Source organism: Hungatella hominis, assembly GCF_014288005.1.
GTDB classification, from domain to species: Bacteria; Bacillota; Clostridia; order Lachnospirales; family Lachnospiraceae; genus Hungatella; species Hungatella effluvii.
The window spans coordinates 78,141-99,898 of sequence record NZ_JACOPB010000010.1 but is presented as its reverse complement, the minus strand read 5'-3'; the positions used below and the strand labels follow the sequence as shown (position 1 = coordinate 99,898).

Annotated in this window: 22 protein-coding genes; 3 read left to right on the top strand and 19 right to left on the bottom strand. The window is 42.8% G+C overall.

Annotation, left to right across the window (positions count from 1 at the left end):
• Nucleotides 1-93: 93 nt before the first annotated feature.
• The 4 genes from uvrB to H8S75_RS20070 all read right to left on the bottom strand — a co-directional run bounded on the left by uvrB (nucleotide 94) and on the right by H8S75_RS20070 (nucleotide 6,462).
• Nucleotides 94-2,079: an excinuclease ABC subunit UvrB gene (uvrB, locus tag H8S75_RS20090; protein ID WP_187023117.1), complete on the bottom strand. Its 1,986-nt coding sequence runs from the start codon at nucleotides 2,077-2,079 to the stop codon at nucleotides 94-96.
• A 317-nt stretch (nucleotides 2,080-2,396) separates the two neighbouring features.
• Nucleotides 2,397-3,680, bottom strand: a complete 1,284-nt coding sequence (locus H8S75_RS20085; RefSeq protein ID WP_187023116.1) for a tyrosine-type recombinase/integrase — start codon at nucleotides 3,678-3,680, stop codon at nucleotides 2,397-2,399.
• Entirely contained in the window at nucleotides 3,677-4,870 is a 1,194-nt protein-coding gene (locus H8S75_RS20080) for a site-specific integrase (protein WP_187023115.1), read from the bottom strand. Before H8S75_RS20080 ends, H8S75_RS20085 begins: the two co-directional genes overlap by 4 nt.
• Nucleotides 4,871-5,793: 923 nt before the next feature.
• Nucleotides 5,794-6,462: an MATE family efflux transporter gene (locus H8S75_RS20070; protein WP_349768954.1), complete on the bottom strand. Its 669-nt coding sequence runs from the start codon at nucleotides 6,460-6,462 to the stop codon at nucleotides 5,794-5,796.
• Nucleotides 6,463-6,575: 113 nt separating this feature from the next.
• Here H8S75_RS20070 and H8S75_RS20065 point away from each other — a divergent pair, with 113 nt between their 5' ends.
• The gene (locus tag H8S75_RS20065; protein ID WP_432764195.1) at nucleotides 6,576-6,836 is read left to right on the top strand and encodes a helix-turn-helix domain-containing protein; all 261 of its coding nucleotides are present in this window, start codon (nucleotides 6,576-6,578) and stop codon (nucleotides 6,834-6,836) included.
• Nucleotides 6,833-6,913 (top strand): hypothetical protein, encoded by an 81-nt coding sequence (locus H8S75_RS33635; protein WP_432764196.1) that lies wholly within the window; start codon nucleotides 6,833-6,835, stop codon nucleotides 6,911-6,913. The genes H8S75_RS20065 and H8S75_RS33635 overlap by 4 nt, the downstream gene beginning before the upstream one ends.
• Before the next feature lie 71 nt (nucleotides 6,914-6,984).
• Here H8S75_RS33635 and H8S75_RS33115 read toward each other — a convergent pair whose 3' ends face one another.
• The 9 genes from H8S75_RS33115 to H8S75_RS20025 all read right to left on the bottom strand — a co-directional run bounded on the left by H8S75_RS33115 (nucleotide 6,985) and on the right by H8S75_RS20025 (nucleotide 15,190).
• Complete coding sequence (locus tag H8S75_RS33115; RefSeq protein ID WP_279288694.1) at nucleotides 6,985-7,110, bottom strand: hypothetical protein; 126 nt, start codon at nucleotides 7,108-7,110, stop codon at nucleotides 6,985-6,987.
• Between the two features lie 72 nt (nucleotides 7,111-7,182).
• On the bottom strand, nucleotides 7,183-9,540 hold the full coding sequence (locus H8S75_RS20060) for an ABC transporter permease (RefSeq protein WP_187023113.1): 2,358 nt from the start codon (nucleotides 9,538-9,540) through the stop codon (nucleotides 7,183-7,185).
• Complete coding sequence (locus H8S75_RS20055) at nucleotides 9,524-10,219, bottom strand: ABC transporter ATP-binding protein (protein ID WP_187023112.1); 696 nt, start codon at nucleotides 10,217-10,219, stop codon at nucleotides 9,524-9,526. The genes H8S75_RS20060 and H8S75_RS20055 overlap by 17 nt, the downstream gene beginning before the upstream one ends.
• Nucleotides 10,220-10,284: 65 nt before the next feature.
• The gene (locus H8S75_RS20050) at nucleotides 10,285-11,514 is read right to left on the bottom strand and encodes a sensor histidine kinase (RefSeq protein ID WP_187023111.1); all 1,230 of its coding nucleotides are present in this window, start codon (nucleotides 11,512-11,514) and stop codon (nucleotides 10,285-10,287) included.
• Nucleotides 11,511-12,209, bottom strand: coding sequence for a response regulator transcription factor (locus H8S75_RS20045; RefSeq protein WP_187023110.1), 699 nt, complete (start codon nucleotides 12,207-12,209; stop codon nucleotides 11,511-11,513). The genes H8S75_RS20050 and H8S75_RS20045 overlap by 4 nt, the downstream gene beginning before the upstream one ends.
• A gap of 228 nt (nucleotides 12,210-12,437) precedes the next feature.
• A complete protein-coding gene (locus H8S75_RS20040) occupies nucleotides 12,438-12,836 on the bottom strand; it encodes an SRPBCC family protein (protein WP_187023109.1) in 399 nt (132 codons plus the stop codon).
• Nucleotides 12,837-12,854: 18 nt separating this feature from the next.
• Nucleotides 12,855-13,754, bottom strand: coding sequence for a GNAT family N-acetyltransferase (locus H8S75_RS20035; protein WP_187023108.1), 900 nt, complete (start codon nucleotides 13,752-13,754; stop codon nucleotides 12,855-12,857).
• A gap of 33 nt (nucleotides 13,755-13,787) precedes the next feature.
• The gene (locus H8S75_RS20030; protein WP_187023107.1) at nucleotides 13,788-14,471 is read right to left on the bottom strand and encodes a hypothetical protein; all 684 of its coding nucleotides are present in this window, start codon (nucleotides 14,469-14,471) and stop codon (nucleotides 13,788-13,790) included.
• Between the two features lie 242 nt (nucleotides 14,472-14,713).
• Nucleotides 14,714-15,190, bottom strand: a complete 477-nt coding sequence (locus H8S75_RS20025) for a pyridoxamine 5'-phosphate oxidase family protein (protein ID WP_187023106.1) — start codon at nucleotides 15,188-15,190, stop codon at nucleotides 14,714-14,716.
• A gap of 311 nt (nucleotides 15,191-15,501) precedes the next feature.
• Here H8S75_RS20025 and H8S75_RS20020 point away from each other — a divergent pair, with 311 nt between their 5' ends.
• A complete protein-coding gene (locus H8S75_RS20020; RefSeq protein WP_187023105.1) occupies nucleotides 15,502-15,741 on the top strand; it encodes a DUF6061 family protein in 240 nt (79 codons plus the stop codon).
• 178 nt (nucleotides 15,742-15,919) lie between these two features.
• On the opposite strand, the gene H8S75_RS20015 is transcribed toward H8S75_RS20020, so the two are convergent.
• From H8S75_RS20015 to H8S75_RS19990, 6 genes are all read right to left on the bottom strand, one after another.
• On the bottom strand, nucleotides 15,920-17,728 hold the full coding sequence (locus H8S75_RS20015; RefSeq protein ID WP_187023104.1) for an ABC transporter permease: 1,809 nt from the start codon (nucleotides 17,726-17,728) through the stop codon (nucleotides 15,920-15,922).
• Entirely contained in the window at nucleotides 17,725-18,408 is a 684-nt protein-coding gene (locus H8S75_RS20010; protein ID WP_187023103.1) for an ABC transporter ATP-binding protein, read from the bottom strand. Before H8S75_RS20010 ends, H8S75_RS20015 begins: the two co-directional genes overlap by 4 nt.
• A 112-nt stretch (nucleotides 18,409-18,520) precedes the next feature.
• A complete protein-coding gene (locus H8S75_RS20005; RefSeq protein ID WP_187023102.1) occupies nucleotides 18,521-19,558 on the bottom strand; it encodes a sensor histidine kinase in 1,038 nt (345 codons plus the stop codon).
• Between the two features lie 8 nt (nucleotides 19,559-19,566).
• Nucleotides 19,567-20,253: a response regulator transcription factor gene (locus tag H8S75_RS20000; RefSeq protein WP_065543726.1), complete on the bottom strand. Its 687-nt coding sequence runs from the start codon at nucleotides 20,251-20,253 to the stop codon at nucleotides 19,567-19,569.
• A gap of 2 nt (nucleotides 20,254-20,255) precedes the next feature.
• Nucleotides 20,256-21,113, bottom strand: coding sequence for a nucleotidyl transferase AbiEii/AbiGii toxin family protein (locus H8S75_RS19995; protein WP_187023101.1), 858 nt, complete (start codon nucleotides 21,111-21,113; stop codon nucleotides 20,256-20,258).
• Nucleotides 21,114-21,707, bottom strand: a complete 594-nt coding sequence (locus H8S75_RS19990; RefSeq protein ID WP_065543728.1) for a type IV toxin-antitoxin system AbiEi family antitoxin domain-containing protein — start codon at nucleotides 21,705-21,707, stop codon at nucleotides 21,114-21,116. It abuts the gene before it with no gap.
• Nucleotides 21,708-21,758: the final 51 nt, after the last annotated feature.

The following is a 21,758-nucleotide window of genomic DNA, read 5'->3' as shown; positions in this document are numbered from 1 at the left end:
GGCGTCCATAGAAATTCTACACTTATTGAGAATTATTGTCAATATCAAATGCTACTGACTTTCTATGATTTACGGATAGTTTTCTGGTTTTATTTACTCGTCCAGTTCCTGGAGCATCTTTTTCACTTCCACCATACGGTCACGCAGCCTTGCGGCCTCCTCGAAGTTCAGCTCTGCCGCCGCCTGATGCATCTTCTTCGTCAGCTCCTTCGCCAGTTTCTCCAGTTCCTTTTGGTCCATGGATTCCGGATCCTTTTCAAAGGACTTCTTGTCCTCAATCGCTGCCTTCGAAATAGCGATTAAATCACGGACTGACTTCTTGATGGTCGTCGGCGTGATGCCGTGTTCTTCGTTGTACTGCTGCTGAATCGCGCGCCTTCGGTTCGTTTCTTCGATCGCCACCCGCATGGAATCCGTGATAGAATCCGCGTACATGATTACGTGGCCCTCAGAGTTACGCGCCGCACGCCCAACCGTCTGGATCAGAGACGTCTCCGAACGGAGGAAGCCCTCTTTATCCGCATCAAGAATCGCTACCAGCGTAATCTCCGGAATATCGAGGCCCTCACGCAGCAGGTTGATTCCGACGAGTACATCGAATACATCGAGACGCATATCACGGATAATCTCCGAACGCTCCAGCGTATCGATATCGGAGTGAAGATACTTAACCCGGATTCCGATCTCCCTCATGTAATCCGTCAGGTCCTCGGCCATACGTTTTGTCAGCGTTGTGATCAGAATCTTGTGCTTATTCGCGACCTCCTTGTTGACCTCCGAGACGAGATCATCGATCTGGCCTTCCACCGGACGCACCTCGATCTCCGGATCCAAAAGTCCCGTAGGCCGGATAATCTGCTCCACCCGCAGCATCTCATGGTTCGCCTCATAGACAGAAGGTGTGGCCGACACAAACATCATCTGGTCGATCTTCGACTCGAATTCCTCAAAATTCAGCGGTCTGTTGTCCAGAGCGGAAGGCAGACGGAATCCATAGTTGACCAGGGTCGTCTTCCTGGACCGGTCTCCCGCGAACATACCGCGGACCTGAGGCAGGGTGATATGGGACTCATCCACGATAATCAGGAAATCATCGGGAAAATAGTCGATCAGCGTGCAGGGCGGCTCTCCCGCCCTGGATGCGGTTAAATGCCTGGAGTAGTTCTCTATACCGGAACAGAACCCGGTTTCCCGCATCATCTCCACATCAAAGTTCGTCCGCTCGGAAATTCTCTGCGCTTCCAGCAGCTTATCTTCGCTCTTAAAATAAGCCACCTGTTCCTTAAGCTCTGCGAGTATCGTCTGAGTCGCAAGCTCCAACTTTTCCTTCGAAACCACGTAATGGGAAGCCGGGAAGATCGCAATGTGTCCCAGCTCCGTCTTCCCTTCGCCGGTAAGCGAATCGATCTCCGTAATCCGCTCCACCTCGTCCCCGAAGAACTCCACCCGGTAAGCGTCTCCGCCTGAGTAAGCCGGATAAATCTCCAGCACATCACCTCTTACGCGGAAACTGCCTCGCTTAAAATCCATATCATTTCGTGTATACTGGATGTCGATAAGCTTGTGAATCACCTCGTCCCTGTCTTTTTCCATCCCAGGCCGCAGGGAAATTACCATCTCCTTATAATCGATGGGACTTCCCAGACCGTAAATACACGACACGGAGGCCACAATGATTACATCCTCCCGCTCAGACAACGCAGCCGTGGCGGAGTGGCGCAGCTTGTCTATCTCGTCATTGATGGCAGAGTCCTTTTCAATGTATGTGTCCGTTGAAGGGACGTAGGCTTCCGGCTGGTAGTAGTCGTAGTAGCTCACAAAATACTCGACCGCATTCTCCGGGAAATATTCCTTAAACTCGCTGTAGAGCTGTGCGGCAAGGGTTTTGTTATGGGCAATGATGAGGGTAGGCTTCTGGATTCGCTGGATGACATTTGCCATGGTGAAGGTCTTTCCAGAGCCCGTAACCCCTAGTAAAGTCTGGAATTGGTTGCCTTCCTGGAAGCCTTTTACAAGGGCTTCAATCGCCTGCGGCTGGTCGCCGGTGGGCTGGTATTCTGAGTGTAATTTGAACTCCATTTTCGCTTTTTCCTTCCTTGGTGACCACTTAAAAAGTTCGCCTATTAGGCAGAAATTCGTAAAAGAAGACCGTTTTGAGTTGCCTAATAGACGAACTTTTGCCATTTTACGAATGAAGGTCACCAAAATGCTATTTTCTTAACTCCGCAACACTATATAAACTCAATGAAATTAGTAATACCAAATGTCACCAAAATTATAACATAGCGGAAGGAAAAAGTATAGGCACAAGTAGGAACATTTGTTCTTTCCCTGCGCCTTGTTTCATTTTGAGAACCAAATTGATATTTGATTGAAACTACTACTGCCCTTAATTTTTAAAAATAATCTTCTGCCGAAACTTCGATTTCCAACAGTTCTTCCTCAAGCTGCTTGTCTACCTCCTTTATCGGAAGCACCTCATCTATGAACGGCTGAATTTCATCTACACAGTCAGCAATAATTTCCCGGTTATCACCATATACATCTAAGGTGATTAGCTCCGTTGCATGTCCCATTAATTTGGATACCGCTTTGGGATTAAAATTATTTTTCAAAAGCAGTGTGCAGAAGGTACTGCGTAAATGATGCCACTTTATATCCGGCAGGTTGTTATCCGCTAACAGTTTTTTATAATATTTCCAATGGAAATCCTTGCTTCGCGGTTTTCCGTAGTTAGAGCAGCAAACATATCCTGAATCCTGAAACTGGCTTCTCCTGCGACTCTTATTTCTCTCATACACCTCCCTCTGTTGCAGAATCGCCTCAAACACATAATCTGGTATCGGAATATCACGATAGCTCGATGGGGTCTTCAATCCAAGTTCCTGTTTTGTAAAGGTTTTAGGTGGAAAGTCTTCTTTTTTTGTGTTGATTTTCTTCCCCAACTGCCGGCGAAGCTTTAGTGTTCGGTTAATATAGTCAATATCCGAATATTTCACGCCGTTGATTTCCCTTCTGCGAAGTCCCATTAATACATTAAACAGGATTTGCATATGTATCGGCGTGTCCCTGCTGGCCTCCAATAGAATCAGAATCTGATCCATTGTCAGGGTTTTCTGTGTGTCAATACTGCGGGCATGGTATTCCTTCTTCTTTACCTTTTTAGGAAGATTGATACCAACTGCCGGATTCTCCGCAATGATTTTTTTCTCTACAGCATAATTCATAGAGACATTCATCACCGTTTTAACCAGCCTTGAGACTGATACAGAATATTCTGCCCGGTCGTTATACAGCTTTTGAACATCTCCACGGTTAACGGCTGACATCTTTTTATTTCCAAGGATTGGAATAATGTGGTTATACACAATATTGGAATAAGCAGCATAAGTTTCTTCGCTTCTTACCCTCTTGCATATATCCTCCTTTAGCCAAAACTCTAAAAAGTCACTTACTTTAACATTCTCATATACAATATAAGTTCCAGCATGTAATTTGCCTATTGTGTTATCCCTGGCAGCATTAGACTCTTTTTCTGTCCTAAACCCCGACTTTTGCTGAGTTCTTTCAGTACCATCTATGTATTTTAACACAACACGGTATCCGAATTTTCCCTTTATAGGAATCACTGGCTTTACTTCCCAATCCACATACTGCTGAAGGCTCAAATCAATTATCATACTGCTCTCCTTTCCACAGGAACGAATGCTTGATTCATAAATGCCAATATATTCTCGTTTTCATCCATTACATCACAATAATATTCAAACGTTGTGTGGACAGAGCCGTGCCCAAGTAATGCAGATATCTTAATCAGTGGAACCCCCATCTCAATCAGAATTGTTGCATACATATGCCTTAATCCATGTACCGTGATATGCGGAAGGCCATTCTTGCTACAAATTCCAGTTAAAGCGCTATTTAAAGCTGACAAACTATGTAGTTTTCCATTTTTCTGACAGCTGATATAATCCTTGTCATCATATTGACCGGCATACACTACCTTATTGGACTCCACAAGTCGTCTCCGTTTTTCCAGTTCTTCTATAATTATGGCTGGAACCCGCAAAACCCGGAAACTGTTTGGTGTTTTTGGATCTCGTTCAATCAGCCCATAATTGTCTATTTTACTTCCACTCCCTTTTTTGATAAGTGGATCTGAAGCAATCTGCCTTCTGATAGTTACGGTCCTTTTCTCCATATCCAAATCACTGAATTTAAGTCCAAGAATCTCGCCTTTTCGTAAGCCACAGAATAGCCCTAACAATATTTCCAAATACCAGTTATTTTCGGAAGATGCTTTCAGCAGGACCTTGATTTTTTCTTTACTCAGAATTGTTATCTTTGGCTTTTGTCTCTTATACGGCTTTGTGCCAGTAACCGGATTGGTTTTAGTATACCCACCGATTACTGCCTCTTTCATTGCCATATTTAGAATCTCTCGCCCTTTATTTCCTGCAGAGGCACTGACCTTTGCTACCCGCTCCAACAATGCATCAAGATACTCTGCATTGGTGAACCGGACCTTGATGTCGTACTCAATATTCGGCAGGATTAAGTCATAAACCGCATACGCGCCTACCATTCTGGTTGTTGTTTCAATTCTTTGAGAGAATATCTCCTCAAACCAATAAATCAAATAATCCTTAAGCGTGACTTCTGTATTGATTTGATGTGCCAGATGATAGGCCCGATACGCCTTTTTAAACTCATCTTCGTGTCGCCTATAGCTCTTATCAGCCTCTTCACTGGTAGCAAACCCGCCCTTTTTGCTGTACTTTATCGAACCATCGTCCTGAAGTATCTTGGTACGGTGATACCATGAATTATTTTCAAAAAAAGCTGCACTATTCTGTGGTTTTCTTTTCAACTGTCTCACCCGCCTTAACTAATTCCGTCTAGCCAGTCATCAAAAGATTGTTTGGGAACCCTGAAAAGCTTTCCAACTTTAAGGACCCGGAACGGCTTTTGATTCCGATACGCCTCGTCTAAAAAGGTATATGTTTTGCTCCTCCCAATCCCTAAAATCTCCTGGATTTCCTCTGCGTTATATACTTTTTTATCTTTCTGTAAAACTTCTATCGCTGTCACCCCCTTTACAAAGGCAACTAGCCATGAGCATGATTGATGCCACCTAACATGGTTCAATCTTAGGCTAATCGCTAATACTATATTGATTTCACAAAACCGCTCAGTTTTTAAAACAGTCTGTTTCTCTACAATCATTGTAAAAAATTGGCTTTTGTTTCCTCAAGAGCATTTCACAATTTTTTTACTTCTTATGATATTTCATTAAGGTGGTTGTGCTTTCTCCAAAGCAAATTTTATGCCGTATTTACTCGTCCCCCGGCATCTGGAGTTGTCCTACCTGTTCGCAAAACAGCTTAAACCACGCCAGATGTTTCCATACTAACGCAGCCTCCCCTCATTAGGTGAGCGGCAGTCCCCACAAGTTTCCAACTGATATCATCCTCGCACAGCTTATGCGGCCGTCACAAGCCATCAACCCCCTGCCCGGGCTTATTTTGATTTGATATATTTCGCAGCATTTCTGCTATGGCGTATCTCTCGTATGCTCGATTTCAGTTTTTGTTATAGGACAACTGAACCTATGCTATTTTCAATGTACAAAAAATAAATCTTATATAATATAAATAGGATTAGAATGGGATTATTTAGAAATTTTACAGAAAAACATTTGAGAAAATACAAAATGCGCCCGACTGCAATATGCAATCGGGCACAAGTGAAATATAAACAGTATTATAGTGATGGGGGTAAAATATGTTTGAATTATTTTGGTGTTTTAAACTGTAATATCGATACAATAGCGGAAGCTGCTACCGCACAAATATGGCTGATAAGTACGGCACCCCATATTCCGTTTAGCCCAAATCCTAAAAATGAAAGAAGATAAGCTAAAGGCATACGAACGACAATATAGTAAAAAATCATTAACAACATACTTTTTGCAGGCTTACCAAAACCGTTCAATACTCCAAGAAAGCTATTTGTTACTGTATTTAGAACATAGCCGATACCCACAATGGAAAAGTACACACCGACAATAGCTGCAACATCAGGGCTATTTACAAAAAGACCGGAAAGCTGTCTTGAAAATGTTACTATGACAATAGAGAGAATTAAGAGCAGTAAACACCCATATTTCAAAGCGCACTTTAAATAATCTTTTGCGCGATCAGCCCGTTGTCCACCGATACACTGACCTATAATTGCAGTTAAGACCATATTCAACGCCATAGCCGGATAGAAAAGTATAGTTTCCAGTTTTCCGGTAATGCCATATGCCGCAATCTCAATAATGCTGTATGTACTTACTAACGCGGTTAAAAATGTTGTGCTTACCGCCTGAATGCTTTGTTGAATGACGGACGGTATGGCTTTTGGGACAAGAGGTAAAACATCAGCTTTGTCAAAACAAGTGATATGCAAAGAAAACAATCTTTTCCTTTTCAGATATATCACCATAAAAACCAGACAAACGGCTTGCGAAAGCAGGGTTGCAATCGCAGCACCATGAAAGCCCATAAAGTGAATAAAAATGGGGTCAAGAATTGCGTTTTAAGGCTTTCGGACAAGCCATAAAGGAAGCAAGAAAGGCAAAGGGCATATCGCGCAACCATTTAGCGGACAGGCTGAACATTGCGCCGCGCTATATCGCGTCCATTGAGAACAGCAGACAGCACCCAAGCCTACAAATCTTTTATGAGCTTGTCACCTTTTTAGATGTGTCGATAGACCAGTTATTTTCCCGAATGAGGAAACGGACAAATCAACGCAACGGCGGCAGCTCGATAGTCTGCTTGCCGATATGAGCAGCCGGAATTTAACGATTATGGCGGCAACTACAAAGGGAATACAGGAAGCCAACAGCAAGGAAACGGGGGAATAAAATCCTCCGTTTCTTTGTTTTTACAACTATTGGATACGTTGCATATTGCGGCATTCTTTTGCAAAATTCCGTCAAATCAGAGGTTCCCGGCGTTGTAGGTAGTGAGAAGAAAGTTTCGTAGCAAGCTCCTTCGTAAACGTATAGAATAAAACCTTCAAATAACCGGCATCATCATCTACAAATAAAATTGTCAGCATAATTACCTCTATTCCATTTTATTCCAACATGTGCCGGAAAAACATGATTCTTTATCTCTCCGGTACCAGCATCTATTGTGCGCTAATAGTATCCACAATAGACATTTTGCGGATTTTCTGAATTGGCCCTCTGATTGCCAGGATTACCGCAAGTACTACCACTGCAATTATCACCGCAAGCTCTGCAATAGGAACGTTCCAAGGATCTCCCCACTGGAACCCAACCAGCTTATCAAATAAGAACTTATTACAAAGCAGACCTAATATACCGCCGCAGATACTGCCTATAACCGCATAAGTGGAGGCTTCTGCCACAATCATTCTAACAAGCTGCCGGTTGCTTAATCCAATTGCTCGGAACACGCCATACTGTTTAATCCTCGCTGCAACACTCATGGCAATACTGTTGATCACATTGAATATCGTAATCAATGTGATAAGAACCAGAAATCCATACACAAACAGGCCAAAGCAATAATAGGTTCCCCGCGTATTACTGTTGCTCATACGGTCATCAGAAAAGGTATAGGTTCCGCCCGCCATTTTACGGATTGCATTTACGTCATTTTCTGTTGTCCCCTGTGCAAGTTGTATATCAATAATCGTATAGTCGCTTTCCCCGGTCAGCTGCCGGAAAGTCTCTTCTGAACAAATAAGTTTTCCGACATCCGCGCTGTTATTAAACGGGCAATCCGAAACCATACCGACAATCTCCATATTGGAAGACTTTTCTCCCATACTCAAGGTGACGGTATCTCCTACCTGGACTGTATTCTGCGCTTCAAAAACAACCAGAGCCGTTCCATTTTGATTCTGGACTGTTCCCAGACTACCGGACAGCAGATAGTTTTTCGCCCAGTCAAATTGTTTTTCCTCATAAGTGATGAGATCCACCGGCTTTGTTTCACCATTTATGACAACGAAGACATTATAAGCAAACATACGTCCATATACACTGTCTACAGCCGGATTGCTGGAAAGTTCTTTTATTAACTCATTCTTTACAGAGCAAGTCTGATCCTGACTGACAATAGACAAGTCTGCCGTCCATGGATGCAGCGGCGTCAAAGTATGCTTCATAAAATCAATTGTCACCGAAAAGGACAGGAAAAGAATAATGCTCAGCGAAAATGAGCCTACCATTAACACGAAATTCTTTTTACTTGATTTCGCATGATGGATACCAAGGGAAGTGTCCACCCTAAAAAGCGTAGTATTGGCCGCCTTCCGGACAGGTTGCAGATCATTTGCATTTCCCGACACCGCTGCCAATGGAGAAGACTTCGAAGCCTTTTTTGCTGGAGAGCGGGCAGCAAGCAGCACCGTGAGGAGTCCCACGCAGATACCAGCAATGATACTAGGAATGCTGATGCTGAAAATAGGCATGCTTCCAAAATAAGCCGGACTAAGCCATCTTAAAACGAAACACATAAGCCATACCACGACTGTACCGGTAATTACACCGATGGGAATTGCCAGTCGGCACCAATGGAGCGCTTCTTTGCGGACCAACCGCATCACCTGTTTTGGCGTTGCTCCAACGCAGCGCATCAGTCCGAAAAATTCAATCCTCTGCGCCACGTTACTGTTCAGGCTGCTGGTAATCATCAGAATACCGGCACATAGTACCAAAACGAACAGGACGGTTGCTGCGCCGTATACCTGCATCATGAAAGCGCTACTGCTTTGACCTAAAAGTCCCAATAGCTTTGTATTTTCAGAAACCTGGTCGTCTGTCAGAGAAAACGATGTCTTTATATCCCGGATCGTATTCTGAATGTGCCTTGTATTTGAAATCTGCACATAAAACATCGTATTGTAATCCGAAGCTTTCCCATTCTCAACTTCTGGATAAATGGCGCGGAACCCCTCTGTAGACAAAAACACTCCAAAAGAATCTTCATGCAAAAGATTTGCCGTATTTGTTGCAAAACCGGAAATTGTAAACGGCAGCTCTTCATAGGAAGCAGTTTGGACAGTAATCTGGTCTCCTATTTTTAAGCCCAGCACCTCCTTTGCATTATCGGATACCACGGCTTCCTTCTCCCCTTGCGGGAAAGTACCTTCTGAAAGCATATCAAAAATATCCTTCACCATGGCCTCATCACAGCCAAAAATTGCAGTATCTTTTTTCCCAAAGGTATACCCCTGATCCCCGCGGAAATTCAGGACTCCGTATGCCGACACCGTTTTTATATCTGGTCTGGCTGCCAATACTGCTGCATCTTCATCCGTAATATTCCGAATCCCGATATGCCAGTTCCCGTTTTCCGACTGAGCCTGTAAAATCTGTCCCCGGATAAACATATCTGCCATACCGAAAATAGCCGTTACGAGAAACACCGAAAGAATAATGCAGAAAACGGACATCCGGCTCTGTTTCTTATGAACTTTAGCGGAAATAGGGACAAGATCAAGATAACCTTTCATTCGCATTCCCTCCCAAGTCTGTAAGCACACCGTCTGTTACCCGCAAAACACGATCTACAGAAACGGTCAGATTATTGTTATGGGTAATCATTAAGATTGTCTGCTGATAGTGGCGGGATGCCTGTGTCAGCAAATCCATCACATCCTGACTGTTTTTGCTGTCCAGATTTCCCGTCGGCTCGTCCGCCAGGATTAGCTTTGGCCTTGTAATCAAGGCACGGCCAATAGCTACCCTCTGCTGCTGTCCGCCGGAAAGCTGGTTAGGCAAATGGCTGCGGCGTTCTGTCAGACCCAGCATATCCAGAATTTCCTTTACATCCTGCGCATTAGGCTTGTGATAATCCAGCAGTATAGGGAAAATAATATTCTGTTCTACCGTCAGTTCCGAAACAAGCTGAAAAGACTGGAAGATAAAGCCGATATTCCTACGGCGGAAAATAGTCCGCTCTTCCTCTTTCATAGTATGCAGATTTTGTCCTTCAATCGTCACGCTGCCAGAACTAGGAGCATCCAACGCGCCAATGCAGTTGAGCAATGTACTTTTTCCGGAACCGGATTCACCAACAACTGCTGCAAATTCTCCTTTTTCCAAAGCAAAAGAAACATCTTTTAATGCGTCTACCCGGGCTTCACCCTTGCCATAGGTCTTACATAAATTTTGTACCTTTAGTATTTCCATGATATCAGTACCTCCTGTAATTATAGAGTATAACAGAGGCACCTTACATTCCGATGAATTTCCGCTTACGAGTCTGTAAGGAAGGAAATTGTAAAGGTTGTTCCCTCACCCAGTTCACTTTTTACTGAAATTACACCTTTCTGGCCCTCTACAATCGCTTTTGCAAGGGGAAGTCCCAATCCTACGCCTTGTGTATCCAACGATTTTTTACTGCGATAAAACCTCTTAAAGATATGATGGATATCTTCCGGCAAAATCCCGCTTCCGTTATCCTTAATCTGTATTCTAACCATTGCCGGGGACTGCGCCCATATGATTTGAACGTTTCCGCCAGAGTCAGTATGATCCAGTGCATTCTTTACGATATTTCCGATTGCTTCCCCGGTCCATTCCAGATCACAGGAAACTGTCTGGTCTCTGTCCCCCTCCAGGATGATTTCTTTATTCTCCTGCTCTGCCCGCAGCTTCAGCTCGTTAATGCCGTGAGATACCACTTCATAAACGGAATTCTTCTGTTTCTCGAACATAATACCGCCCGCATCCAGCCGTGTGATTTTCAGCATCGCCTCAATCAACTGTTTTATGCGTTTTAAGGAAACGCCCATCTTTGCAGAAAATTCTTTTACCGTATTCGGATTCTCCGGTTCCTCCGCAATAATTTCCTGATACATGGTAAGCGCTGCCAGAGGTGTTTTAAGCTGATGGGATATATCAGAAATCGTACTCTTCAAAATATCTTTTTCTTTCTGCTGGGACTCTCCTCTTGCCTGCAGTATTGTCGCAAGCTCATCCATAGAAGAAAACATCTGATAAATCGTGCCCTCACTGCTTTGGGACAAATGACTGGTAAAATCCCCGGCAATGTATTGCTGCATGATACCTTCTGCTTTCTGATATAATCTATCCCTTTTCCATAAAAAGATAAAAACGCCGCCTGTCAGAAGCACTGATAACCAAGCGGCGGCAGATACAATATGTCTTCCAGCTTCCTTACGAAATTCACTAAACTCCGGTAAGGCATTGGCTGCTGTATTTCCTGTTCTTCCTGTTTTGCTCAAATAGTCTGCTCCACTTTCACCACTTTCTGTATTGGTAATCGCTGCAGCAATCACCTCTTCCGAAACTCCTTGCTCCAGTAATACTGATATCATGGTATTTTCCCTTACAAAAAGCATTTCTTTTGCAGAATCAATCTGATGGGAAAATAACCATGCGCCGCTCCCCAATAAAATGAAAAGAAAGGAAATGAGAAAGCAGCAAAAATACCGAACCTGTTTGTCCTGAAAAAGCTTCATAAAGAAACCTCCTTCCACTGATATCCGAAACCTCTGACTGTAATCAGATGTTCTGGCTGGGAGGGGTTGCTTTCCACTTTTTCACGAAGCCTTCGGACATAGACGGATAAAGTATTATCATCCACAAAGTCTTTATTGCTATCCCACAATTCATCCAGAATTTTCTCGCGTGTCATAATGAGACCTTCGTTTTTTACCAAAAGGCAGAGCAGACGATATTCTGCATTCGTCAGTTCCAAAGTTTTTCCGTTCAGCAATACTTTGCTGCCAAGAAGGTCAATGGTAATATCTCCGCTTTTTAAAAAAGTGGTTTTCTCCTGACTGCCCATCCCAGACCGGCGCAGCTGCGCACGGATACGGGAGCAAAGTTCCCCAAGCATAAAGGGTTTTGTAATATAATCGTCTCCGCCCAAATCCAGACCTCGTATGATACTGACTTCCTGATCGGAAGCCGTCAGAAAAATAATCGGTATCTGTGTATTCTGCCGCCGGACCTTTTCACATACATCAAACCCTGTTCCGTCCGGCAATGTAACGTCAAGCAACAGCAAATCATATTCGCTGATAACCGGCAATGCGCCAATCGCTTCTTCCACTGTTCGTACAACGGTAACGTCATATCCTTCTTTTTTCAGGGAATACCTCAGTCCGTCTACCAGACTCACATCATCCTCTAACAATAATATTTTACTCATCTTCAACCTTCTCCCGCCTTACAGACATTTCCTTTCCAGAGTTCATGGAGCATCGTGTTTAGAAATAGAAGCACTAAAAGAAACATTCTGCTTATCAATTAAATTTCCTATTGTTTGTTCTGGATTTCTCATTTTGTTCTCTCGTTATATTATTGCCACCTTGAGTTCTCCTAATTAAATTATCAGTATTTTTCTGTAAACTGTTTTATCTATAACCAGCCAACAATCTTACAATTTTGCTATCGCTTTTCTGAGATCTGCAATATATCTGGCCTGCTGTCTCTTCAGATACCCCTTTACAAACAGATTCATAATCCGTTTCCTCACCTGAACCTCTTCTGTAAAAGTAATCTGCGTACCCCCATCACAGCTCTCAAATATGCCGCTCCAGTGACCTCTCATGTTTTGATTTTCCATATCAAAGCGGTATTCTCGGTATGGCTCTTTTGCGGTAATCCGAAAATGTGTTACAAATCCATCCCTTGTATACTCGTCAAACCAACTTTTATCAATGATTTCGATTTTGGACAGGTCACTCCGCCATTCAAAATTCTCATTATCTGTAACAATGTCCCAGGCCGTTTTACAGTCGCAGGAAAACTGTGCTGTCACTGTTGAACTTTTCACTGGATGTCCCCCATACTTTTATTGTTTTTGCCAGAAGGTCCATTTTACTGCATTCTGGTATCCAAGCTTCTGATAAAACCTGTTTGCACCGCCTGTCATATGCGTTGCCCCTAACGCCTTTGTTCTCCGATACATTTCAGACAATGCCGCTTCGGCGAGACCTTTATGTCGATATTCGGGAATGGTGCAGAGCGGTTCCATATATGCCAGATGATTTTCAGGAATCCACCACATTCCTGCATAGCAGACATATTCCCCGGACTCATCCGCAATAGCCACATCCAGCTCCGGCGTTGCGTGCGGCGCGATGCTCAGCAAACAGTTATGTTGCTCATACTGATGGTTCCATGGGCCTTCACTTTGCTCATGGTCAAACCCTTTCCAGCAGCATTTTCCTACTTTTGATATATCCAGATCCTGCGGTTTTATAAATTGAAAACCTTCTGGCAGTGGATAATCCAATGCATATTCAAAATCATATTGCATTTCCCAGTGCTCTGATTTCTGTCCATATCCCAACTGCCGCGCAGCATTCATCAATGCATCTTGCCCGCCAAAGAAAATAAATTGTATGCTTTTTCCGTTCATAAGCATTTTTTCATCAGCATATGCCACCATTTCTAAGGCCAGCTTTTCATATCCGGGTTTCAGACAGAAATAGATATCTGTTACTGGATTTTCATAGAAACAAAATGCAACAATCTCTCCATCACATTCCCAAATTCGGTTTTTGTAAGAATAGGATATGTCCATCCAGTAGGAAAAGGATACGTATGCGTATTCAAAGAAGGGAGCTGGTACGCCGTTTCTCCAATCCCTCTCATAAATTCCAAGCAAAAATTGATATATTTTATCGCAATCTGCTAATATACTAAATGGTCTTTTTTTAATACTCTTCATGTCCTTATACGCTTCCATAATCTCTCCCTCCCCTATTTTACTAACACTCCATTAGTACTTATCAACTGCACCATGTATGAGAATATTGTCAGCTTCCGATTGTGTAAGCGTACCAGCCTCAACTTGCTGTGACAGATATTCTTCAACGGCATGTTTTGCTTCATCCGTTGTATCAAAATGTCCTAAATCAACCCTTGAACCGTTTGGTAAAGTGATAATAGTGGCACCAGAGGCCGATACGGGCGGCTCATCTGCTTCAGGCCCAAATACGCCAGAAATCCCACACTCATCATCAAAAGGAATTTGCTTTGTGAATCGATAGCCTTCTTTCATAAGGGCAAGCTGTTCTTGCCATTGGCCATAAAGCGTATCAACATCTTCCTGTGTCCATTCTCGGCAATAATAACCTCCATTTGCGCCTTTGTCGTAAAACGACTTCTCATGGTTATCCGCAAGACGCTGGTTTCTTTCATGTTGTTGTTCCATCCAGATTTCAAATTCGTCAATGTCCCAATATTCAAGCTGTCCAAGACCGTTATCATCAGGTGTACCTCTAACAACAGAGCCTTCTTCATCAGGTGTGATTTCTGTTGCTGTTGTGTCCACGCCTGAAGTTGTGCTGTTTTTGTTTTGGGCTAATTCTGTTGTTGTGTCAGCGGTGTTTTCCACTTTACAGGCAGTCAGGATAAGAGCCATGCCCAAAAAGAGCAAACCCAGAGCTCTTTGTATTTTCATTTTGCAGTACCTCCAACTTTTGAGTATTTGCCTTGCTTCATTTTGCCCGCACAATTTTCATTTTTCTGTCTGCTACTTTTTCCGATTTTTTATCAAGGGATTTCTTTAGCAACTTCACACCTGCGCATTGTAAAAGGAGAGCGTGCCTCCCGTTTTGCGTTTCGACAAACTTGAATTGTAAGTGCGCCTTCTCCCAATAGAGTGCTCATTAGATAGCGCTTAACGCCTTACTTAATTGACAATTATTCAACCGCTACCTTATTTGCAAAGTCCAAATTATAACGCAAAGCACCGTGGTCTCTAAATATCGTTGCACTTGTGATACGGATTGCCAAAATAACGCAGTTTTCATCCTGCTCATTATTTGCATCGTCGTACCAGTCTGCAAATACTTCACGGAGTTTCGTTCTTAGAGCAGCGTTTTGGGGATCCAAAACCCATCCGAGGTTTTCTCCAATTCCATGTCCGTATATCCCCTCAAAGCAAACTGAAAACGCAACCTCTTTGTTATGAGCTATCTGCTGCATTTTGTTTGATTTTGCTGACGTTGTGACATAAAACACTCCATCTTCATAATAAGCGCTTACATCACGGACACTAGGGCGAGGAAAACCATCTGCACTCGGTTCCGTAGCAATCGTTGAGAGTGCAATGGCATTATCTTTCTTGTTGCCACAACTTTCTTCGATTAATTTCATTCCTTCTTCATACCTGTTCATTGTCAATTCCTCCATCAATTCCGATTGAGATTTCACCTGTTCAAAAGAATTTAATAACTGTTAAGATTTGTTATCAAATTCCTCACAAGCCCTTGAAAACACTAAGTTTGTGACAGGTGAGCTTTCCCTTATTGTTTCCCTTGTGTTATATCGTCCCACCAGTGTTTACGAACTCTGTTAAGGGCAAATACAAGGGTAAAAAAATCTGATAACATATTATAACACAAAATGAAAATGACATGGTGAACTGATTGAAATGCTTCTAATTTTTGTAACTAATGATTGATTGAGCGATAAGGAGATTAGATACGATGAAAACAATAATTGCAGAATACAATCCCAGGCGAAACAGTATTGATGTTTATACAAGCGCTGGCTACATGCTCCGCATTGACTGCTGGGAAGCAGAAAAGAATTTAAAAACAACACCCGGTTCAGACTATGCATTGAACGCACTTGCCATTGATGAACCACTTGAATATGCAAGACTGTATCTTGATGGCAATATGCAAATATGGGTAGATGCTGAAGATTCTTTGGAAATCTTTTAATGTCCAAAGAAATATACCATATTAACTGCATATCGCTACTGTATCCCAAAAGTCATCATAAGTTTGTATAAATGCAAAGAGACAGCGGCTCTGATTTTTTTCAAAGCCACCGTTTCAAATTGCCTACTTTACGATGACTTTTTTCTTTTGCTATCGTCCGGCAGATCAAAATATGAAACTATAATTCATTGATCGTCGCTGTGATTGGCATACTGCGGATGCGCTTTGACGGGGCGAGAAATGCCACGATTGCTGCGAACGAAACAAACAAGAGAATGATTAAAAGTGATTCCAGCGGGAAGTGCCAAACGGCATAAGGAAAATGCTCAGCAATAAGGAAATCATATAGCAGTTTGCTCAACGGCAGGCCAATGATGCAGCCCGTAGCACACCCCAGCGTAGCATAAGTCACCGCTTCAGCTGCAATCATCTTTGTCACTTGCCGTTCGTCCATTCCAATTGCCCGCATCGCTCCATATTGCTTCATCCTTGCGGATACGCTCATGGAAATGCTATTGACAATGTTCAGTACCGTCACCAGAGCAATGATTGTCAGAAACACATAGACACAGAACACAAAGGCCATATAGGTTCCTGATGTACGCTCGTCACGCTTATCACGGAAGCTGAATGTCTCTCCTGCGGCGGTTTGAATTGCCTGAACATCTTCGTCTGTCGCATCACTTGTTGTCTGTACCATCACAAGCGAGTAATTTTCTTCTCCAGACAGGCGGACAAAGGTATCGCTGGAAGAAATCAGCGTGATTTTACCATTTGTCAGACCATCACTGCTGAACGGATCATTTTTCAGCAGTCCGGCTATCGTAAGAGTTTCCCCTTGAATCTGAATCGTATCACCAATTTTCCATGTGCTGTCCGCATCGGATGTGGCCAATACGAAGCTGCTATTTCCGTAAACCTTGGACAGATCGCTGTCTTTTTTCAAATTGCCGTCTTTTTTCAAGCTCTGCAAATCGAAATCGTCATAAGAAATCAAATCGACGGTATCGGAAGGACTTACATTCTTATCAATGGAAGCTGGAAGATCAAACGCACTCCGACGTCCATAGACCTCTTTTACACCGTCCATTCCCTGAATAGAAACAAGCAGCTCATGGGGAATCGTATTGCCGTCATCACTTGCAATATCAATATCTGATGTGGCAACAGACTGCGGCATCAGATAGTCCACAAAATCGACGAATACGGAAAAACTCAAAAACAGAATGATGCTGAGTGCAAAAGAGCCTGTCATCAAAATCAAGTTCTTCTTCACCGAAACAGCATGGTTGATACCAAGGATCGTCTCAATTCTTCCAAAGCGGGTATTGGCTGCATGGCGGATTGTTTTCTCATTGCCCACATTTCCAGACACCGCTGCAACAGGGGATACTTTGGAAGCCCGCTTCGCCGGAGCATTTGCGGCGAGAAGAACGGTAATAACGCCCACAAGGATACCGCAGACAATGCCGATGATGCTGATACCAAAGAGCGGAATGTTAGAAAATTCTTCGCCCACCAGAAAACGCAATACCGCACACAGCCCCCATGTCGTAACAACGCCCAGCGCAAGGCCAATGGGAACGGCGGTCTTGCACCAATTCAATGCTTCCAGCCGCACAAAATGTACAATCTGCTGTTTACTCATGCCGATACAACGCATCATCCCGAAGAACTTGATCCGTTGTGCGACAGTACTGTTCATGCTGCTGGAAATCATCAAAACACCTGCAATCAGAATCAGCATGAATAGGACACAAGCGACCAGGAGAAGCGATTGTCCCATGTAACTTCCAAGTAAATCTGTCATGGACAACTTACCATGCTTTCCAAGCAGCCGCGTATACTCCATCCGAGCACCCATTTCAGCCATACTGAATACTGCTGTCACCATAAATACAGCAAATACAATGCAAAGCAGCGTCATACGATTTTGACGGCGATGGACTTTAGCAGAGATGGGAATGAGACTAAGATAACTTTTCATTCACGGCACCTCCCAAAATCAGTCAAAGTGCCATCCGATACCTGTAATACCCTGTCTGCCGTTTGCGCAATGCTGCGGTTATGAGTAATCATAATGATGGTCTGCTCGTATTTTTTCGATGTTTCTTTGAGCAATGCGATAACCTCGCTGCTGTTTTGGAAGTCCAAATTTCCTGTTGGCTCGTCTGCCAGAATCAGAAAAGGGCGGGTAATCAATGCGCGGCCAATCGCCACTCTCTGCTGTTGACCACCTGAAAGCTGACTGGGCAAATGATTGCGACGTTCTTTCAAATTCAGCACCGTCAACAGTTCCTCCAAATATCTCTTGTCCGGCTTTTGGTAATCCAGCAACAACGGAAAAACCATATTCTGTTCCACGGTCAACTCCGGGATCAGGTTGAACGCCTGAAAGATAAAACCGATGTTCCTGCGTCGGAACACGGTCAGCTTCCAATCGTTCATGGAAAAAATGTCCTTGCCATCAATCAGCACCTTGCCCGATGTCGGCGTGTCCAAAGCACCAATCATATTCAGTAGCGTACTTTTACCGGAACCGGATTCCCCGACGATTGCTACATACTCGCCCTTTGGGACAGAAAAGCTAACATCCTTCAATGCCTTGACTGCGGTTTCTCCGCTGCCATAGGTCTTACTTATATTTTTGACCTCTAATAAGTTCATAGTGCAAACACCTCTTTCTGAATGATTTTACCGTATAGGCAGGCTGTCTTTATTTGTCCTGCCTATGTTTGAAAGAATAGCACCTGAATATTACTGTAACCCTACAACCAGCCTACAATTTTGTAGGAATCAGAAAATTCATTGTGAAGGTTGTCCCTATGCCTAATTCGCTGTCAACCTCAATGGTGCCGTTATGTGCTTCAACGATTGCCTTTGCCAGAGGTAAACCCAGTCCAATCCCTTGCTTGTCCTTGGAAAAACGACTGCGATAAAACCGCTTGAAAATATGATGTATATCCTCTGGGTGGATGCCACATCCATTATCCTTTATCACAATTTGAACACCGGATGGCAATGCCTTCCACGCAATGCGGATAGTAGCACCACTTTCCGTATGGTCAAACGCATTTTTCACAATATTGTCGATTGCCTCAGACATCCAATCACGATCACAGAAAAGAGAAAGATGATCCGAGCCAGACAAAATGATTTTCTTCTTTTCCCGTCTGGCTCTATATGCAAAATGCAGTTGAATATCCCGCATCATATCCGCCACATTCTCTGTGGTCTTTTCCAACACGATGGCACCGGCATCCAGTTTTGTAATCTTGAGCAGGTTTTGCACCAGTGTTTCAATGCGGTCAAGTTCCTGTTCGGATAAATCAGCAAATTCTTTTACCGCACTCAATTCCATATCCCCGTCCTGAAGCAGACCATTATAAATATTCAAAGCAGCCAGCGGTGTTTTCAGTTGGTGGGAAATATCAGAGATTGTATTTTTCAAAAATTCCTTTTCCCGGAGTTCGTTATCTGCATGAGCATTTAAGACAGCCGCCAGAGAATTGACAGTATGAAACAACCGATATAGTTCGCCCTCATCATCACATTCAATACGGGCATTGTCATCGCCGTCAAGATACTCATGAAGCTGTGATACCGCCTGTTCCAGGACTTGATTTTGTTTTTTGAAATAGGAACAACACACCGCCAATATAGCCCCTCCTGCCAATACGAAAACGAGCAATAGGAACAAAGAAAACCGCTGATAGCACAACCATAAGAACCCTTGTGTCAACAGAAGGGAGGCTACCCAAATAACGGATACTGTAAGAAACAATTTTTTGATTTCTTTGTTTGCAAATATTTTCATAGTCCACCTCACCCAATCACATTCCATTTGTACCCCATTCCCCGAACTGTCAGGAGCATTTGTGGTTCACTCGGATTATCCTCGATCTTTATACGCAGCCGCCTCATATATACGGTAAGGGTACTGCTGTCAATATAATTTCCATCGCAGTCCCATAGCTTATCTAAAATTTGTTCTTTGGTAAGTACCATGTTCGGGTTTCTCATAAACAGACACAGCAGCTTATATTCTGCGGCAGTCAGATCAAGCAATGCCCCATTTTTGAAAACCTGTCCCTGTAGCAAAAGAACTTTAATACCATTCGATTGTAATTCTGTATCTATTGCCTGAAAAGAATTTGCCCGGCGAAGCAGAGCGTTGATTCTTGAAATGAGAACGCCCAATTTGAAAGGTTTCGTGATATAGTCATCTCCGCCAATATCCAACCCCATAATGATACTTGTTTCTTCATCTGAAGCAGTAAGAAAGATGATAGGTACCTTTGATGCAAGTCGTACCTTCTTACAAAATTCAAATCCTGAGCCATCCGGCAATGATACATCCAACACCAGCAAGTCATATTTTCCATCTGCCCATAGTTCATATGCTTCTCCTAGCGTTCTGGCGATGCAGGTGTCAAATCCCTGCTTTTTGAAAGCAAATGAAAGACCATTTATAAGACTCAGGTCATCTTCTAAAAGAAATATTTTACTCATTTTTAAATCCTTTCTCTGTGTATCTCTTCATAAAGTGTTCGGATTGATTTCATAATGCTATGCCATGGAATATCAGCAGCGTAAGAATAATTCTTTTGGTATGCGTTCCATAAATTTTCCATAATAGAACTTGTTTCAACTTCATCAAACACTTCTCTTGTGTCCCCAGATTCTATCTGTTTCAATGTTCCTCGTTTTCTGGCTGTAGCCACAAGTGCATTCCATAATACTTCTTTTTGGAACTGTTCTCCATATAACTTTTGTAAAATATAGATATCATAAAAATCTCTCATGCGTGTATTCGTAACACTTCGACTGATAACAGTTTCCAATTTTTCAGCCAATACGGTTTCCATATTATATGCCCACTCTTCAATTGTACGATCTTCAAGCATAAGATTAAATCTATACCTTATTTCTCTTGGTGTAATTACATCCCCAGTGGAAATATCAATCTTTAATGGTGTGATCACTCCATCAAACTTGGTTTCCATGCTTACGCGAACCCCCAGATAATCTGCTTCTTCCATGATTTCTGATATTCGTTTAATACGAAATGAAACACTATCATCTATAGGTATTGATATAATTTTTGATATAATCGTCTCTACATCCGTAACACTAACATTAGCGCCTTTTATAGTTGCATCCAGATCCATGGTAGCTCTGGCATCCAAACCCACCATTGCTGCCACCAACATTCCACCCTTTAATATAAACCGGTCTTTATACTCGGATAAAGAAATTCGTTCCAAAAAACGTTCCATCATATAATTCCGCATCAAAATCTGTGCATCAGCAGATTTTTTCTTTGACAGATTACGAATCAAATCCTTTAATTGTCTTGCCGTTGTTATCATTTAAAGTAACACCTCCAAATATGGTCTTAGTATCTTTTCAACATGAAACATGGAGGCATATTTCATAAGCATCCGCAAATTTTTGTCCTTGCGTCTAGCATATTGCTTTAATGCATCCTGAAAGACCTGCATTTCAATATTTTTCCTGCTGCGAAGCAGATCGCAAATCGTTCTCTCCATATCATAAACCGGAACTGAACGCCCGAATGATGTCTGCATAGTCGTAATACCTATTTCATGTAAATCCTTTTTTACTGTATACACTTGAAAACCGTCTTCCTGCAAACGACTTGGATTATATCCAGTTCTTACTGTTATGGTGTATTTCAAAGGCTCTCTGTCCGTTAAATCATGAAAAAACAATGCAGTTTCGTGAGAAAATACAGCCTGACTACAACGTAAATGCAAAATGTACATCGCATCTGTCCATGTATCCGGCGATACATACACACCATGAGCAACTTGTTCTAATCCTCGTTCCTTCACATATGAATAAAACATAGATTTACTAATTCCATTATTTATAACTTGAAATGTCTGAATTGTCCCCCCACATTCACGCAACAACAAATCTAATTTTTCAAATTGAGTCATATAGCATCCCCTTTCATGCTAATATGATAATACACATTAGCACGAAAGTAA